The 16,284-nt window shown below is 68.6% G+C and carries 14 protein-coding genes; 3 read left to right on the forward strand and 11 right to left on the reverse strand.

Annotated features, from left to right (window positions below):
• The first annotated feature begins 34 nt into the window (after positions 1 to 34).
• A complete protein-coding gene (locus AB0B64_RS13765; RefSeq protein WP_358177241.1) occupies positions 35 to 1,585 on the forward strand; it encodes a carboxylesterase family protein in 1,551 nt (516 codons plus the stop codon).
• A 153-nt stretch (positions 1,586 to 1,738) separates the two neighbouring features.
• Here AB0B64_RS13765 and AB0B64_RS13770 read toward each other — a convergent pair whose 3' ends face one another.
• Both AB0B64_RS13770 and AB0B64_RS13775 read right to left on the reverse strand, forming a co-directional pair.
• A complete protein-coding gene (locus tag AB0B64_RS13770) occupies positions 1,739 to 2,164 on the reverse strand; it encodes a hypothetical protein (protein ID WP_358177243.1) in 426 nt (141 codons plus the stop codon).
• A 57-nt stretch (positions 2,165 to 2,221) separates the two neighbouring features.
• The gene (locus tag AB0B64_RS13775) at positions 2,222 to 2,743 is read right to left on the reverse strand and encodes a DUF2231 domain-containing protein (RefSeq protein ID WP_357941929.1); all 522 of its coding nucleotides are present in this window, start codon (positions 2,741 to 2,743) and stop codon (positions 2,222 to 2,224) included.
• A 119-nt stretch (positions 2,744 to 2,862) separates the two neighbouring features.
• On the opposite strand from AB0B64_RS13775, the gene AB0B64_RS13780 reads away from it, so the two are divergent.
• Both AB0B64_RS13780 and AB0B64_RS13785 read left to right on the forward strand, forming a co-directional pair.
• Positions 2,863 to 3,606 (forward strand): helix-turn-helix domain-containing protein, encoded by a 744-nt coding sequence (locus AB0B64_RS13780; protein WP_357941932.1) that lies wholly within the window; start codon positions 2,863 to 2,865, stop codon positions 3,604 to 3,606.
• 564 nt (positions 3,607 to 4,170) lie between these two features.
• Positions 4,171 to 4,596, forward strand: coding sequence for a hypothetical protein (locus AB0B64_RS13785; protein WP_358177246.1), 426 nt, complete (start codon positions 4,171 to 4,173; stop codon positions 4,594 to 4,596).
• 231 nt (positions 4,597 to 4,827) lie between these two features.
• On the opposite strand, the gene AB0B64_RS13790 is transcribed toward AB0B64_RS13785, so the two are convergent.
• The 9 genes from AB0B64_RS13790 to AB0B64_RS13830 form a co-directional block, all read right to left on the reverse strand.
• Complete coding sequence (locus AB0B64_RS13790) at positions 4,828 to 6,051, reverse strand: acyl-CoA dehydrogenase family protein (protein ID WP_357941937.1); 1,224 nt, start codon at positions 6,049 to 6,051, stop codon at positions 4,828 to 4,830.
• An 87-nt stretch (positions 6,052 to 6,138) separates the two neighbouring features.
• Positions 6,139 to 8,253 carry an ATP-dependent RecD-like DNA helicase gene (locus tag AB0B64_RS13795; protein ID WP_358177249.1) on the reverse strand — a complete coding sequence of 705 codons (2,115 nt, stop codon included), beginning with the start codon at positions 8,251 to 8,253 and terminating at the stop codon, positions 6,139 to 6,141.
• 90 nt (positions 8,254 to 8,343) lie between these two features.
• A complete protein-coding gene (locus tag AB0B64_RS13800; protein WP_358177252.1) occupies positions 8,344 to 10,107 on the reverse strand; it encodes an ABC transporter substrate-binding protein in 1,764 nt (587 codons plus the stop codon).
• A gap of 19 nt (positions 10,108 to 10,126) precedes the next feature.
• Positions 10,127 to 10,399 (reverse strand): DUF2160 family membrane protein, encoded by a 273-nt coding sequence (locus tag AB0B64_RS13805; protein WP_214639318.1) that lies wholly within the window; start codon positions 10,397 to 10,399, stop codon positions 10,127 to 10,129.
• A gap of 2 nt (positions 10,400 to 10,401) precedes the next feature.
• A complete protein-coding gene (locus tag AB0B64_RS13810) occupies positions 10,402 to 11,154 on the reverse strand; it encodes a carbohydrate ABC transporter permease (RefSeq protein WP_357647321.1) in 753 nt (250 codons plus the stop codon).
• Positions 11,155 to 11,249: 95 nt separating this feature from the next.
• A complete protein-coding gene (locus AB0B64_RS13815; RefSeq protein ID WP_358177255.1) occupies positions 11,250 to 12,209 on the reverse strand; it encodes a sugar ABC transporter permease in 960 nt (319 codons plus the stop codon).
• A complete protein-coding gene (locus AB0B64_RS13820) occupies positions 12,206 to 13,360 on the reverse strand; it encodes an ABC transporter ATP-binding protein (protein WP_358177258.1) in 1,155 nt (384 codons plus the stop codon). Before AB0B64_RS13820 ends, AB0B64_RS13815 begins: the two co-directional genes overlap by 4 nt.
• A complete protein-coding gene (locus AB0B64_RS13825; protein WP_358177260.1) occupies positions 13,353 to 14,444 on the reverse strand; it encodes an ABC transporter ATP-binding protein in 1,092 nt (363 codons plus the stop codon). The genes AB0B64_RS13820 and AB0B64_RS13825 overlap by 8 nt, the downstream gene beginning before the upstream one ends.
• 216 nt (positions 14,445 to 14,660) lie before the next feature.
• Positions 14,661 to 16,172 (reverse strand): N-acetylmuramoyl-L-alanine amidase, encoded by a 1,512-nt coding sequence (locus tag AB0B64_RS13830; protein WP_358177263.1) that lies wholly within the window; start codon positions 16,170 to 16,172, stop codon positions 14,661 to 14,663.
• Between the last annotated feature and the right edge of the window lie 112 nt (positions 16,173 to 16,284).

Consider the following 16,284-nt stretch of genomic DNA (forward strand, 5'->3'; position numbering starts at 1 on the left):
AGTGTGCACCGCCTTGTCCCGGCCGAGGAGTGTCATGTCACCCACCACCGTTGAGGTCTCGACCGCCTATGGCCCGGTATCGGGGCTGATCGAAAACGGGATCGCGTCCTTCCGCGGGATCCCCTATGCCGCCGCTCCCGTCGGGCCGAACAGGTTCGGCGCGCCCGTGCCGCCCGATACGTGGAGTGCGCCGTTGCCCGCTCACGAGTTCGGACCGACCCCGCCGCAGCCGCCGCTCAAGGGCAAGCTCGGCGAGCTGTTCCACAACCCGGTCATCCCCGGGGACGGTTACCTCAACCTGAACGTGTGGACCAGCGCCGCCGGCTCCGACGCCGCGATGCCGGTGCTGGTGTGGATCCACGGGGGCGCGTTCACCACCGGCTCCTCCGCGGTGACGACCTACGACGGCGCCACCTTCGCCCGCGACGGCGTCGTCTGCGTCACCATCAACTATCGCCTCGGGGTGGACGGCTTCGCCTACATCGAAGACGCTGCCGTCCCGGCCAACCGCGGCCTGCTCGACCAGATCTTCGCGTTGGAGTGGGTGCGGGACAACATCGCCGGCTTCGGCGGCGACCCCGGCAACGTCACCGTGGCAGGCGAGTCCGCCGGCGCGATGAGCGTGCTGACCCTGCTCTCCCTCGACCGGGAGCTGTTCCACCAGGCCATTGTCGAAAGCGGCACCGCGCACATCGGCCAGACCCTCCAGGACGCCGCCCTTGTCACCGCCGCCGTCGCCACCCGGCTGGGTGTGGAGCCGACCGCCCAGGCACTCGCCGCAGTGGACACCGCCGCCCTGATGACGGCGCAGGCCGAGGTGAGCGATGATGTCACTTCCGGCGCCGACCCCGTTCGGTACGGGGCGAGCACCATCGCCTCGTGCGGCATGTCGTTCATGCCGGTGATCGACGGCGAGGTGGTTCCGCGACTGCCGATCGACGCCATCGCCGACGGCCGCGGCGCTGACGTGCCGCTGCTGATCGGCACCACGGTCGAGGAGTTCAGGACCTTCGTCGTTCCCACCGCCATGGTGGGCTGGCCCGGAGCGGCGCCGTTCAGGACCAGGACCGAGGTCTACGGTGCCCCGGCCGGCTTCTACGACCGCTACGCCGATACCAGCGTCGAGCCGTACGTCCGCAACGCCCCCTCCGGCATCGCCTGCGCGACGCTGACCGACCGCATGTTCCGCATCCCCACCTACCGCGTCGCCGAGGCTCGCGGCGACGCGCCTGCCACCACCCACGTCTTCGAGTTCGGCTGGCGGTCACCCGCCACGCCCAACACCCTCCGGGTCAAGCTCGGTGCCTGTCACAGCCTTCCGCTCCCCTTCGTGTGGGACACGCTCGACAATCCTGACAGCGCGGAGTTCACCGGCCCGAACCCGCCGCAGGGACTGGCGGACGCCCTGCACGGGCGCTGGGTCGAGTTCGTCAAGACCGGCGACCTCGACCAGTGGCCCCCCTACAACACCACCGAACGGCCGGTGATGACCTTCTACCGCGACAACCAGCCGGACAACGTCATCGTCCACGACCCGCGCCGCGACGAACGGGAAATCTGGAAGAACGATCTCAACCCGAGTTGACCGCCAGCACAGTCCCGGCCTCCGGCGTGCGCGCTGCGCGCCGGAGGCGTGCGGGTGACCTGGGCAGCCGCGCGAGACCTCCCGCTGGATCGAGGAGACCACCCGCGAGGCCGATGGCGTCGACTGGGGGAGGGCGTGGAACGCTGGGGAATGTCAGCTGCCGCCGACGCCCAGGGCGGAGAGCAGGACCAGGACTACGGTCACGACAGCGAACAGCCCGTGTGCGCCGACCACGGCGACCGGGAAATGCCGCTCGGCGGGGGCGGTCTGCTCGCCTGCCGCCGGGGCGGTGGTGGCGCGGGCCCGGTATACCGGGATCCACCGGCTCAGCATGACGAACCCGAGCAGGGCGACGGGCACCAGCAGGACGAGGGCGATCCAGGCCAGCACATCCAGGTCGGCGATGAGATAGACGATCCAGACGATGAGGCCGATGGCGGCCAGCGCGAAATGGCCGAAGATTACCGGGACCGGGAGGTGGCTGCCGCCGCGGGCGCCGCCGCGCGAAAGCCAGGTGCCGAGCATGTAGAAACCGCCAAGAGCGGTGATCAGCCAGGTGATCAGTGCGGCGATGTTCATGGGAACTCCAGATTGATCATGGCCGCACCGGGACGGTGCGGCAGCCGGTGCGGGGTGTCAGTGGGTACGGCCGGCGGATATGAACCCTTCGGCCTGCGTCGTCTCGTCGGCCACGCGGACGCCGTAGCGGTAGGAGAGCTTGCCGCCCAGCCATCCCGACACGGCCAAGGTCAGGAAGGCGGCGGCGTTGAGCGTGAGCGGCCCGGCGGGGACGCTGCCGGTGACGGTCTCGGAGTGCCGCCACAGGAAATTGCCGAGGTAGGCGGCGGTCACCAGCAGGTTCAGGGTCATGTGGGTGAGCGCCAGCCGGAACGCGCGCGTGCCTGCGGGGATGGCGAACAGGTCCAGGAATCCTGCCATGGCCGCGCCCAGAGCGCCGATCACGCCGACCGCGATCAGCCACATCGCCCCCTGGGACAGGAAGCGTGGATCCGCCACGAGCTGTGAGGCGATGTCGAAGACCAGGCTGGCCGCCCAGGCGCCGATCGGGATCGTGACCAGCATGGGATGGAACGGGTGCCCGTACGGGCCGGCGAGCGCGGCGCTGACCGGCTGCTTGGCTTGATGCGGCTGGGTCATCACGGCCACCTCCTTTTCACCAATGGATTTTGGTCTTATTAGGGATGGCGGTCAAGTAGGGCCGTTCAATAGGCTGCTACCCATCGTCTGGCAATGCATGCTGGCGTTATCATGAAGGCGTGACCTCCGACATGAGCCAGCCGGCGTCTCCGGCGGATGCCGCGCTCGATTCCCTCAGCGTGCTCGGCGAGGGCACCCGGCGGCAGATCTTCGCCTTCATCCGCCGTGCCCGCCAGCCCGTCACACGCGAGGAGGCAGCCGCCGGCGTCGGCATCTCCCGCAAACTCGCCGCGTTCCACCTGGACAAGCTGGTCGACGTCGGCCTGCTCCGCACTCGGTACGTGTCCCCCGCCGGAGGGCGCAAAGTCGGCCGGCAGCCCAAGGTCTACGAGCCGACCGACAGCCCCATCCAGGTCAGCATCCCCGAACGCCGCCACGAACTGCTGGCCGGCCTCCTCCTCCAAGCCGTCCTGACCGAAGGCGACGACGAGAGCGCCGCGACCGCCGCCGTACGCACCGCCAGGCAGCACGGCCACGAACTCGGCGGGCAGGATCGCGCACGCCTGCGCCCCGGCCGGCTCGGCGCCGAACGCGGCCTGACCCTGTGCGAGCACATGCTCGACCAGCACGGTTTCGAACCCACCCGGCAGGCCCCCGACCGGCTACGGCTGCGCAACTGCCCCTTTCACCCCCTCTCCGCCCAGGCCCCCGACCTCGTCTGCGGCATGAACCACGCCTTCCTCACCGGGTACCTGCAAGGACTGCAAGCCACGGCCGTTCAGGCGGTCCTGGCCCCACACCCCGGTGAATGCTGCGTCCAACTGCAGCACGCGCAGCCACAGGACCCGCCCAAGGCCGGCTGACACCAGAGAAGGGCTCTTGCCTGTCCTGCGCGCCTGGGGAACGTCGGAAGGTGTGAAACAGCCCCGGCTTTCCCCGATCAGCCGCATGATGGTGGCACCATCGCCGGAATCGCGCTGGTGCCGGAGGTTCTGCGTTTGCTGACACCCAGCGCGGATCCGCTGTCGGTGTTGCGGGCGACGCTGTTCACCATCCCTCTCGCGTTACGGGGAGGGGCAGGCGGGCCGCGGGAACCCGGCCTGCCCCAGCGGGCGGACGTGATCACGCGGGACCTTCACGGGACCTTCATTGGTGCGACCATCCGGAGAACCGCAACAGTATGCAGAAGGTGCCAGGTTGGGCCAATGCCCGGAAGGTTCGGGGCACCTTAACCAGCCAATACCGGTGCAGTCGGCGACGATTGCCCAGGTCAACCCCCCGAAAGCATGGGATGCCGGGTGCGCTGGCCGTAAGCGCACCATCAGATGTGCCCTCACGAGGCGTCAGGCCACCCGACCGAGAAAAGACGCCGAGGAGCGCTCAGGTCCGCTCAGCGGATCGACCGAACATCAACGAAGGGATCTCCCATGCGCACCAAGCTTGCCACGGCCGGCCTCGCTCTTGTTCTAGGCGGCGTTGGTCTCGCTCTGGCCCCTGCCGCCAGCGCCGCCAGCGTGTCCTCCGCTTCGCGGACGGCGGCCGTCACGGCGCCCGAGTTCTCCGTCAATGGCACGTGGCAGTTCATTCAGAGCGGCGGGATCACAGTCACGATGAACGTGACACAGGACAGCAGCGGGAGGCTCTTCGGGACCGCCTCCTGGTCCGGCGGCGTGGGGACGATCGAAGAAGGCGCGGTGGAAGGCCGGAATATCTTCTTCACCGTTGGGTGGTCGAACGGAGCCAGAGGCCGATACACCGGCTCGCTGGGCCCGGACAGGCGCCTGTCCGGGACCACGTTCGACCTGAATAATCCGTCGAGTCAGGCAAACTGGGTCACCACCCGCACCTTCTAAGACGAAGCCGCCCTCAGGCCGCCGGCCTCGGGCAGGCCCCGCTCGGATGGTGAGCTTGGTGGCGGTGGGCGGGGTGTATGGCTGGCCACCGGAGTAGCGGATGGCAGCACCGGGCTGGCCCTTGCCGGCGTGCAGACCGTAGATCCGGCGGAGGTCCGTTCCCCAAGCCGTGGAAGAAGCACCGGGCTCGGCGCAGGATGGGTACGCGCCGAGCCCGCTGAGATCTGCGGGTCACAGGGGGAGACCGCCGGTGGCTGCGGTGGTGGAGCCTGAGTCGCGGTAGGCGGCGATGGTCCGTTCGGCGATGCGCATCTGGTGGATCTCGTCGGCCCCGTCGGCGAACCTGGCCCAGCGGGCGTGCTGGAACATACTGGCCAGCGGGGTGTCGGTGGAGTAGCCGAGCGCGCCGTGCACCTGGATCGCCCGGTCGATGATGCGGTTGAGGCTGTTGGCCACGAAGTGCTTGGCCATCGATACCTCCGTACGGAAGTCCTCGCCCTTGTCGATCTTGTATGCGGCGTGCAGGACCATCAGTTTGCACTGGTAGAGCTCCATGGCCGAGTCGGCGATGAGCCACTGCACCCCTTGTTTGTCGGCGAGGACGGAGCCGTGGCTGTATCTGCTGAGCGCGCGGTCGACCATCATGTCGAGTGCCGTCTCCGCCTGGGAGATCCAGCGCATGCAGTGGGCCAGCCGCGCCGGGCCCAGGCGGTATTGGCCGAGCCGGTGGCCGTTGCCCCGGCCGCCGAGCACCTGGTCGTCGGGCACCCGCAGGTCGGTGATGACGATCTCGCTGTGGCCCGTCGAGCCGTGCATGGTCTCGACCTCGCGGATGTCGTTCCAGCCCGGCGAGGGCAGGTCGACGAGGAAGGCCGTGTTGGCGCCCCGCGCCCCTTCTGGCAGGTCGAGTTCGGTCCTGGCGATGAGGATGGCGAAGCCCGCCCGGCGGGCGTTGGAGATGAACCACTTGTGGCCGTTGATCACCCACTCGTCGCCGTCCTTGACCGCCCGGGTGCGGATGAGCGTGGGGTCGGAGCCGGCGACCTCCGGCTCGGTCATCGCGAAGCACGACATCTTGCTCCCCTCAAGCAGAGGGCGCAGGTATTTCTCCTTCTGCGCGTCGCTCGCCCAGTGCAGCAGCGTGTGCATGTTGCCCTCGTCGGGCGCCATGCAGTTGAGCACCCACGGCCCGAGCCGGGTCTTGGCCGCCTCGGACTGCACCATGGCCAGCTCGACGTGGCCGAGCCCCATGCCGCCCCACTCCTTCGGCATGTGCGGCAGCCACAGCCCTTCAGCCTTGGCCTTCTCGCGCAGCCGGAAGATCGTCCGGAGATAGGCGGCGCGGTCGCTCTCCGGCACCTCGTCGACGGCCGGGATGACCGTGCCCTGGATGAAGGCTCGGACCCGGTCGCGGATCTTCTCGTGCTCGGGGGCGAGGGTGAAGTCGATGGCCATAGTGCTCCTTCGGGGGATGTCCGGCCAGCGGATGGGCCGGACGCCGGGTGGTGTCAGGCCAGCGGATGGGCCGGACGCCGGGTGGTGTCAGGCCAGCAGATGGGTCAGACGCCGGGTGAGGCCGGTGTTGCGGCGGTCGCCGAGCCGGGCGACCGCCAGCTCCAGGGCCTTGCGCTCGCCGACCAGCACCACCCACGACCGGGCCCGCGTGACCAGGGTGTAGAGGAGCCGGCGGCGCAGCATGATGCCGCCGGACTCGGCGACGAGCGGCGCGACCACGAACGGGTATTCGCTGCCCTGCGAGCGGTGCACGCTGATCGCGTAGGCGTGGGTCAGGTCGTCGAGCTCGTCGAAGCCGTAGGTCACCGTCTCGCCGTCGTCGATGGCGATCTCCACGAGCCGCTGCTCCTGGACGATGCCGGTGATCGTGCCCGTCTCGCCGTTGAAGACGCCCTTGTCGTAGTTGTTGCGGATCGGCATGACCCGGTCGCCGACCCGGAAGGCCGAGGCGCCCGACCAGTGCTCGGCCCGTCCTTCCTGGGCGGGGTTGAGCCGCTCCTGGAGTCGGCGGCCGAGCTCGGCGGTGCCCGCCGCGCCCTTGCGCATCGGGCACAGCACCTGCACCTGGCCCGGCTCGACGCCCTGCTTGCGGGGGATCGCCACCGTCGCCAGGTGGACGACCCGCTCGGCGACGGCCTCGGGGTCGTCGAGCTCCTCGAACCAGAAGCCGCCACCGCCCGGGATCCCGGGCAGCTGCCCGGCCCGGATGCGGTGGGCGTTGTGGATGATGCCGCTGCCGTCGGCCTGGCGGAAGACATGCGTGAGCCGTACGCGCGGGATCTCCTCGACCCGCAGCAGGTCGGCCAGCACGCTGCCGGGCCCGATGCTGGGCAGCTGGTCGCTGTCGCCGACGAGCAGCAGGTGGCTGCCCGACGGGATGGCCGAGGTGAGCCGGGTGGCCAGGTGCAGGTCGAGCATGGACGCCTCGTCGACCACGATCAGGTCGGCCTGCGCGGGCGTCTGGTCGAACAGCGCGTCGGGGTCGGGCTCGTAGGCCAGCATCCGGTGGACGGTCATGGCCGGCAGCCCGGTGAGCTCCGACAGGCGCTTGGCCGCCTTCCCGGTGGGCGCGGCGAGTGTCACGCGGCCGCCCATCGCCCGCGCGGTGGCCGCGATGACTCGCACGGTGTGGCTCTTGCCGCAGCCCGGACCGCCGGTGAGGACGGAGACGGTGCTGGTCAGCGCCATGGTCACGGCCGCGCGCTGGTCGTCGTGCAGCTCCGGGTCCTCACGGAAGTCGCGCATGGGCAGCGTCGAGCGGGCCTGCCAGAGCCTGCCCAGGTGCTCGGCCAGCTTGAGCTCGCGGCTGTGCAGCTCCTTGCCGTAGACCATGATCTTGTCGGCAGTCGCCTCGACGACCACCCGCCGCTCGGCGGTGAGGGCGTCGATCATCGGCCGCACCACGTCCTGATCCTGCTCGACGAGCTCGGCGGTCTGCGTGAGCAGGGCGGTGAGTGACAGGTAGCAGTGGCCGCCCCTGGCGGCGGCCGTCTCCAGCCGGTCGAGCAGCGCCGCCTTGATCCGCTGCGGGCTGTGCTCGGGCACCCCCGACTGGAGGGCGATCTTGTCGGCCGTGCCGAACGCGATGCCCCGCACCCGGCCGATGAGCTGGTACGGGTCGGAGGTGACGAGCTCGGCCGAGTCGCGGCCGAAGACCTGGAAGATCTTGGCCGCGAGCAGCGGGCTGACTCCGAAGCCTTGAAGGACCACCATCAGCGCGGCGATCTCCTTCTGCTCCCGCCACGCCTCCAGGATCTGGCCCTGCCGGGCGGGGCCGATGTTGACGACCTCCCTCAGCCGCTCGGGCTCGGTGTCGATGACGGTCAGCGTCGCCTCGCCGAAGTGGCCGACGATGGCCTGGGCGAGCCGCGGGCCGATGCCGCGGATCAGGCCGGAGCCCAGGTAGAGCTGGATGGCCCGAGTGGTGGACGGCACGATTCGCTCGCACGCCGTCACTGTGAAGCGCCTGCCGTGGCGGGGGTGCTCGCCCCACTCGCCGGTGAGCGCGAGCGTCTCGCCCGGTTGTACCCCGGCCAGCGCGCGGCCGGCGGCGACGAAGGAGGGGGTGGTCTCCGCGCTCATCCGGGCAACCGTGTATTCGTCCTCACGGACGTACACGAGCTGCTCGACAGAGGCCTCCACGGCACCGATCCAATCATTCGCGCTTACCGGCCGCGTAGGCACACTAAGAGAGGGGACCGACAGATTACCCGCCGGTCCCGCCGCGACTGATCAGCCTCCGGTCTTCCACTGGGCGATGAGCTTGTCGTAGTCCAGCGTCGCCGGCTTGCCGCGCTCGTCGGCCAGCTTCGGCGCGGGGGCGCCGGGCTGGTCCAGCCAGTATTGGGCGTCGCGCTCCGGGTTCAGCTTGGGCGCGCAGTTGCCGCCGCGGCGCTCCAGCCGCGACAGGATGTCATCCTGCTGCTTGGCCAGGTTGTCCATCGACTGCTGGGCGGTGGTCTCACCGGTGACGGCGGTGGCGACGTTCTGCCACCAGAGCTGGGCGAGCTTCGGGTAGTCGGGGACGTTGGTCCCGGTCGGCGTCCACTGCTTGCGGGCGGGGGAGTTGTAGAACTCGATCAGGCCGCCGTACTTCGCGGAGTTGTCCTTGAAGTAGTCGCTCTTGATGTCGGAGTCGCGGATGAAGGTCAGGCCGGTGATCGACTTCTTCAGCGAGACCGTCTTCGACGTGACGAACTGGGCGTACAGCCAGGCCGCCGCCCTGCGCTCCTTGGGCGTGTTCTTGAGCAGGATCCAGGAGCCGGCGTCCTGGTAGCCCAGCTTGTTGCCTTCCTTCCAATAGACGCCGTGCGGGCTGGGCGCGACGCGCCACTTCGGCGTCCCGTCGGCGTTGACGACCGGGAGGCCCGGCTTGGTCATGTCGGCGGTGAACGTGGTGTACCAGAAGACCTGCTGGGCGATGTTGCCCTGCGCCGGCACCGGTCCGGCCTCGCTGAAGTTCATGCCCGCCGCTTCCTTCGGCGCGTACTTCTTCAGCCAGTCGACGTACTTGGTCAGCGCGTACACCGAGGCGGGCCCGTTGGTGTCGCCGCCGCGGGTCATCGAGGAGCCGACCGGGCGGCAGTTCTCCACCCTGATGCCCCACTCGTCCACCGGCAGGCCGTTCGGGATGCCCGGGTCGCCGTTGCCGGCCATGGACAGCCACGCGTCGGTGAAGCGCCAGCCGAGCGAGGGGTCCTTGCGGCCGTAGTCCATGTGGCCGTAGACCTTCTTGCCGTCGATGGTCCCGTTGCCGTTGACCTTGTTGGTGAAGAAGTCGGCGATGTCCTCGTAGGCCGCCCAGTTGACGGGCACGCCGAGGTCGTAGCCGTAGGCGTCTTTGAATTGCTTCTTGAACGTCGGATTGGTGAACCAGTCGTAGCGGAACCAGTAGAGGTTGGCGAACTGCTGGTCGGGGAGCTGGTACAGCTTCTTGTCCGGCCCGGTGGTGAAGCTGGTGCCGATGAAGTCGTTCAGGTCGAGGGTGGGCGAGGTGACCGCCTTGCCCTCGCCCGCCATGTAGTCGGACAGCGGGAAGACGTAGTTGCCGCGGAAGTGGGTGCCGATGAGGTCGGAGTCGTTCACGTAGGCGTCGTAAATGTTCTGGTTGCCCTGGATCTGCGTCTGCAGCTTCTCGATCACGTCACCTTCCTGGATCAGGTCATGCTTGACCTTGATCCCGGTGATGTCGGTGAACGCCTTGGCGAGTTTCTGCGACTCGTACTCGTGGGTGGTGATCGTCTCGGAGACGACGTTGATCTCCATGCCGCGGTACGGCGCGGCGGCCTTGGTGAACCAGTCCATCTCCGCGAGCTGCTGATCCTTGGACAGGGTGCTCGGCGTGAACTCGCTCGACACCCACTTCTGTGCCGCCGCCTTCCCCTGGGCCTCGGTGAAATCGCTCTTGGGCTTCTGCTCGCCCGCTGAGCACCCGGCCCCCAGCAAGACGAGCACGGCCAGGCCAACGGCCGTGGTCCTGCCTCTTGGACGTCTCATCGCCTCATGCCTCCTTCGGTCAGCCCCAAATCCCGATCACGATGGTCACCAGGAGCGCGCACGCCAGAGCCAGCCACATGGACAGGTCGGTGACGGCGATCCAGCCGGCGAGTACGACGGCCGCGCTGATCAGGCCGATGTACAAGCGGTCGCCACGGTCGGTCTCGATGCGCAGGAAGCCGCGCCGGGCCACCGGGGGTGAGAAGTGGCCCCAGATCGCCATGCCGCACAGCAGCAGCGCCAGGCCGATGAAGACCAGGGCCGTGGGGAGGGTCCACACCATCCACTGCATCGTCAGACCCTTCCAAGAGCGAAGCCCTTAGCCACGTAGTTGCGCACGAACCAGATGACGATGGCTCCGGGGATGATGGTCAGCACGCCCGCCGTGGCCAGGAGGCCCCAGTCCACTCCGGCCGCGCTCACCGTCCGCGTCATCGTGGCGGCGATCGGCTTGGCGTTGACCGAGGTGATGGTCCTGGCGATGAGCAGTTCGACCCAGCTGAACATGAAGCAGAAGAAAGCGGTGACGCCCACCGCGGAGCGGATCATCGGCAGGAAGATGCGCAGGAAGAATCGTGGCAGGGAATAGCCGTCGATCGCCGCCGTCTCGTCTATCTCGCGCGGTATCCCGGACATGAATCCTTCGAGGATCCAGACGGCGAGCGGGACGTTGAACAGCATATGCGCGATGGCCACGCCCAGGTGCGTATCGAACAACCCCACGCTCTGATAAATCTGGAAAAAGGGCAGCAGGAACACGGCCGGCGGCGCCATGCGATTCGTCAGCAACCAGAAGAACAGGTGCTTGTCCCCGGCGAACCTGAACCGGGAGAAGGCATAGGCGGCCGGCAGCGCCACGATGAGCGACATCACCGCGTTCAGCGACGTGTAGATGATGGAGTTCAGATAGCTCGAATACCAGACCGGGTCGGTGAAGAAGGTCCGGTAATTGTCGAGCGTGGTCCGCTGCGGAATGAGCGAGAAACTGCCGAGAATGTCCTCGTTCGGGCGGATGGACATGCCGAACATCCACAACAGCGGCAGCATCAGGGTGGCGGCGTACAACCAGAACACCGCCCGCGCCCATGGCAGCTGCCGCCCGGCCCGCCGCGCCACGGCGACCTGCCCCTCGGCCATCGCGGTTACCTCCCTGACCTGGTCAGCACGGTGAAGAAGACGTACGAGACGATCTGTACGACGAGGAAGTACAGCAGCGAGAAAGCGCCCGCCGGCCCCAGGTCGAACTGCCCGACGGCGACCTTCGACAGCAGGATGCTCAGGAACGAGGTGGCGTTGCCCGGTCCGCCCCCCGTCACCACGAACGGCTCGGTGTAGATCATGAAGCTGTCCATGAACCGGAGCAGGATCGCGATCGTCAGCACCCCGCGCAGGCGCGGCAGCTGGATGTGGCGGAACGTCGCCCAGGCCGAGGCGCCGTCGATCTGCGCGGCCTGGAAGTAGGGGTCGGGGATCGACCGCAGGCCCGCGTAGGCCAGCAGTGCCACCAGCGGGGTCCAGTGCCAGACGTCCATGATCAGGACCGTGATCCAGGCGTCGGTGGAATCCAGCGTGTAGTTGAAGTCGATGCCCAGGACGTTGTTGATCGTCCAGCCGCCCAGCCCGATGTCGGCGCGGGCGAAGATCTGCCAGATGGTGCCCACCACGTTCCACGGGATGAGCAGCGGCAGCGCGACGATGACCAGGGCCACCGACACCCAGACCCCGCGGCGCGGCATCGCCACCGCGAGCGCCACCCCGAGCGGGATCTCCAGCAGCAGCACCTGGGCCGAGAACAGCAGGGTCCGGACGAACGCGGCGCGGATCTCGGGGTCGCGGGCGACGGACCTGAACCATTCCAGCCCCACGAAGATCCGGTCGTCGGGGCTGAAGATGTCCTGGACGGAGAAGTTCACGACCGTCATCAGCGGGATCACGGCGGTGAAGGCCACCGACACGACGACCGGCAGTACGAGGAGCCAGGCGCGGTTGTTCTTCGGCTTGAGGCTCATCCGGGTGTCGGGCGTGCCGTCCTGTGGCGCGGCGCCGGTGACGATCTCGCCGCCCACCTGGCTGCCCGCGACGGTGACGCTCTGCTCGGTCACGATGCGCCCTCTCCGTCGAGTTCGTCGAGCCCGTCGAGCGGCGCGCCCTTTCCATCGAGCCCGTTGAGTGGTGCGATGGACCCGCACCTGACCGAGTCCCTGAACAGGAACGCGCGATCCGGTGCGAAGCGCAGGAACTCCACGGCGTCCGGCGCGAACCGGGCGTCCGCCTCCGTCTTGGCGATCACCGGGTGGCCACCGGCCTCGACGTGCACGAGGTTGTAGGCGCCCATCCGGTCCACCCCCGTCACCCGTACGGGCAGTCCGGGCGAGGCTCCCTCACCGCCGAGCCGGGCGAACTCCGGCCGCACCCCGATGCGCACCGGCCCCGGCTCCAGCTCGCCCTCCTGGTCGCTGACCGCCTGCCCGACGTCCGTCTCCGCCACTCTGACCACCCCGTCGGCGATTTCGGCGGGCACGACGTTCATGCCGGGCGAGCCGATGAAGTGGCCGACGAACTCGTGTGCGGGCGACAGGAACAGCTCCGTCGGCTCGCCCGCCTGCACGATCGCGCCCTCGTTGAGCACGACCACCTCGTCGGCGAAGGTCAGCGCCTCGGTCTGGTCGTGGGTGACGTAGATGAGCGTGTGCCCGGTGTCGCGGTGGATCTCCTTGAGCTTGCTGCGCAGCGTCCACTTGAGCGCGGGGTCCACGACGGTGAGCGGCTCGTCGAGGAGTACGGCGGCCACCTCGGAGCGGACCAGCCCGCGCCCCAGGCTGACGATCTGCTGCCGGCCCGGATCCAGCCGCCGCGACCTGCGCTTGAGGTGGTCGTCCAGGCCGAGGAGCTGCGAGACCCGGCGTACCCGCTGGTCGATCTCCGCCTTGGAATACTTCCGGTTGCGCAGCGGGAAGGCCAGGTTGTCGTAGACCGACATCTCCTCGTACAGCACCGGGAACTGGAAGACCTGCGCGATGTTGCGGCCCGCCGTCGGCACGGCGGTCACCTCGCGGTCGTCGAAGAAGATCCGTCCCACGGTGGGGGAGAGCAGCCCCGAGATGATGTTCAGCAGCGTCGTCTTGCCGCACCCGCTCGGGCCGAGGAGCGCGTACGCCCGTGAGCTCCGCCAGGTCCACGTCATCGGCCGCAGCGCCCAGGTCCGGCCGCCGTCGTAGCTGTGTCCCACGCCTTCGAGCCGGATGTCAGCCATGCAGGTCGACCTCCGCGGCGGAGGTGGCGAGCAGGCGCCCGCCGGCCTCGTCGAAGACGAAGATGTGCGCCGGGTCCACGTAGGCCATGGCCCGCTCGCCGGGGGTGAAGAGCTGGGGGCCCGGCAGCTGGGCGACCAGGTGCCGCCCGTCGATCAGCTGCAGGTGCAGGAAGGTCGAGCTGCCCGTCACCTCCGCGAGCCTGATCTCCGCCGGGAACTCCAGCACGCCGGCTCCACTTCGTTGGATCGTCACCTGGTGGGGGCGTACCGCGAGCACCACGTTCCGTCCCGAGGCATGCGCGCCGGGGGAGGGGAACGAGCTGCCCAGGCACTCGATCCGGCCCTCGCGCACGACGCCGGGCAGCAGGTTGAGCGGCGGATCGCTGAGCGTCGCGGCGACGGCCAGCGTCGGCGGCTGGGCGTACATGTCCGCCACGTCGCCCACGTCCAGCACCCGGCCCTCGCCCAGGACCAGCGTCGGCGAGGCGAAGGTCAGCGCCTCGGCCGGGTCGGCCGTCGAATAGAGGACCACGCTCGGCGAGTCGCGGAACATGTTCTTCAGATCGCCCCGCAACTGCTCGCGGAGCTTGAAGTCGAGGTTGGCCAGCGGCTCGTCGAGCAGCAGTACGTCGACCGGCCGGGCCAGCGCGCGGGCGATCGCGGTGCGCTGTTGCTGGCCGCCCGACAGCTCGGCGGGCCGGCGGTCGAGCAGGTCGCCGATGCCCATGATTTCGGCGACCTCGCGCACCCGCCGATCGATGTCTTTCTTGGGAAAGGAGCGCGCCATGCGCAGCGGTGAGGCGATGTTCTCGTAGACCGAGAGCGAGGGATAATTGATGAATTGCTGATAGACGAAGGCGACCGAGCGTTTGCGCACGGAAATAGCCGTTACGTCTTTTCCGTTCACCACGACCCGCCCCGCGTCGGGTGGAAGCAGTCCTCCGACGACCCGCATCAGGGTCGTCTTCCCCGCTGCCATCGGCCCGACGAGCGTGGTCATTCCATGGGATAATTCCAGGTGGATGTCGTGCAGCCAGGTTTCCCCGCGCTGCCGTACGCGGACGCCGTCAAGAACCAGCGCCATGTGCACGAGCCTCCTTGCCGGAGTGCGATCGACTGCCGCGCCGCCCCGAAGCGTGGCCGGTCAAGACCCCTCCATCTAACATCCTTTGCCAGGACGTGCAAAGGGGGAAGTTTCCATCGGTCCACTTATTAGCGAATGGGCATATATTTATCGACGTTTATTTGGCCGCGGTGAACAAGTACGGCCCGTGCGATCGGGCACGGGCCGTACCAGATCTCAGACCTTGCTGATGCGGACGGCGTCCGCGATGACGAGGCCGGTGCCGGAGGTCCACCGGCTGACTCCCACGACGTTGGCGGTGCCCGCCGCGAGGGAGAAGGTGCCGAGGCTCTTCCAGCTGCCGCCGCCGGAGCGTTGGTCCACGTACACCGTCTGGTTGCCGCCGGAGGCGGCCACGATGTACGGCGCGGAGCTGTTGTAGCCGGGATCGTCCGGATACCAGACCTCCACGCGGTAGGTGCCCGCGCTGGGGATGGTCGCCTGGTACCAGGCCGGGTCGCTGGCGGCCACGGGGTCGGCGAACCGGTAGTCGGCGCCGTAGCGCTGGGTGGAGTAGGTGGAGGTGCCCCAGTTCGCGCTGGCGGTGAACTGGCCGGAGGTGGTGTTGTCGACCGTGGTGGTCCACGTCGGGGTGCCGCCGCCACCGGTCACGTAGTTCATGTACGTGGTCCAGTTCCAGTACGGTCCCGGGTCGGTGTGGTCGGAGCCGGGCACCTCGACGTGGCCGATGATGTGGCTGCGGTCCTTCGGGATGCCGTACTTGTCGCAGATGTACTTGGTCAGCGCGGCCGAGGAGCGGTACATCGCGTCGGTGAACCACGAGGCCTCACTGACGTAGCCCTCGTGCTCGATGCCGATGGACCTGGTGTTGTACGTCCAGTTGCCGGCGTGCCAGGCGATGTCCTTGTCCCGGACCATCTGGGTGATCGCGCCGTTGGACGACTTGACCACGTAGTGGGCCGAGACCTGGGCGCTGGGGTTCTGGAACCAGGAGATCGTCCCGGCGTAGGAGCCCTGCGTCACGTGGATGATCACCCGGTCGATGGCGTAGCTCGACTCGCGGCTGGAGGCGGTGTAGTTGCTGGAGCTGGCGGCCGCCCAGGTGGCGTCCGGGTAGTCGGGGCTGGCCGCCTCGGCGGCGCCGAACGAGCGCGTCTCGGCGTACTGGCCGCGATCGGCCGTCACCTCCTGCGGCGCCACGCGTACGTCCTTGGCCTGGATTCCGAGGCCGAGCAGCTCGTAGACGGCGTCGGCGTAGAGGCGGGCGAGCTGGGGCGAGGCGGTGTTGCCGTACTTGGCCACGGCCTCGTACCAGCGGCCGGGGTCCTTCCTGGCGGCCTCGTCGAGGCCGAGCTCGTCGGCGTTGGCGCGCAGCAGCGCGGCGCCGCCGAGGATGTTGGCCGCGGTGTCGGCGCGCAGCTTCTTGACCGGCAGCCCCGTGAGCCCGGACGCCTTCTCCAGCGCCTTCGTGGTGGGGTTGCTGACCAGGTGCATCACGCCGTATCCGCCGCTGGCGCTGGGCTCGCCGTTGTGGCCGTCGAGGTGGGTCTCGGCGTAGGCGAGCGCGACGAGCAGGTCGCGCGGGACGTCCTGGGCCGCGGCGGCGCGGGCGAAGGCGTCCGAAAGCGGCGTGTCCTTGGCCGCGACGGCGGGCTGGCCGGCGAAGACCAGGAGGGCGGCGAGGACCGTGGAGACGAGAGCCGTTAATCGCTTGGGGGAGAGTGACATGGGAGCTCCCTCGTTAAGGGTCGACGGCTGCACAGTAAGCCGGTTCCTGACAGATGTCGATAATTGACATTACTGACGAGTTAGAAGAAACTTTTCGCCCGTACTCGGACAT

Source organism: Nonomuraea sp. NPDC049129 (genome assembly GCF_040648495.1).
In the GTDB taxonomy this organism is placed as follows: Bacteria; Actinomycetota; Actinomycetes; order Streptosporangiales; family Streptosporangiaceae; genus Nonomuraea.

What these genes read in the sequence shown, in the direction of transcription:
- AB0B64_RS13765 (WP_358177241.1), top strand. Translation starts at nt 35, where the DNA reads ATGTCACCCACCACCGTTGAGGTCTCGACCGCCTATGGCCCGGTATCG.
- AB0B64_RS13770 (WP_358177243.1), bottom strand. Translation starts at nt 2,164, where the DNA reads ATGAACATCGCCGCACTGATCACCTGGCTGATCACCGCTCTTGGCGGT.
- AB0B64_RS13775 (WP_357941929.1), bottom strand. Translation starts at nt 2,743, where the DNA reads ATGACCCAGCCGCATCAAGCCAAGCAGCCGGTCAGCGCCGCGCTCGCC.
- AB0B64_RS13785 (WP_358177246.1), top strand. Translation starts at nt 4,171, where the DNA reads ATGCGCACCAAGCTTGCCACGGCCGGCCTCGCTCTTGTTCTAGGCGGC.
- AB0B64_RS13790 (WP_357941937.1), bottom strand. Translation starts at nt 6,051, where the DNA reads ATGGCCATCGACTTCACCCTCGCCCCCGAGCACGAGAAGATCCGCGAC.
- AB0B64_RS13800 (WP_358177252.1), bottom strand. Translation starts at nt 10,107, where the DNA reads ATGAGACGTCCAAGAGGCAGGACCACGGCCGTTGGCCTGGCCGTGCTC.
- AB0B64_RS13805 (WP_214639318.1), bottom strand. Translation starts at nt 10,399, where the DNA reads ATGCAGTGGATGGTGTGGACCCTCCCCACGGCCCTGGTCTTCATCGGC.
- AB0B64_RS13810 (WP_357647321.1), bottom strand. Translation starts at nt 11,154, where the DNA reads ATGCTGCCGCTGTTGTGGATGTTCGGCATGTCCATCCGCCCGAACGAG.
- AB0B64_RS13820 (WP_358177258.1), bottom strand. Translation starts at nt 13,360, where the DNA reads ATGGCTGACATCCGGCTCGAAGGCGTGGGACACAGCTACGACGGCGGC.
- AB0B64_RS13825 (WP_358177260.1), bottom strand. Translation starts at nt 14,444, where the DNA reads ATGGCGCTGGTTCTTGACGGCGTCCGCGTACGGCAGCGCGGGGAAACC.
- AB0B64_RS13830 (WP_358177263.1), bottom strand. Translation starts at nt 16,172, where the DNA reads ATGTCACTCTCCCCCAAGCGATTAACGGCTCTCGTCTCCACGGTCCTC.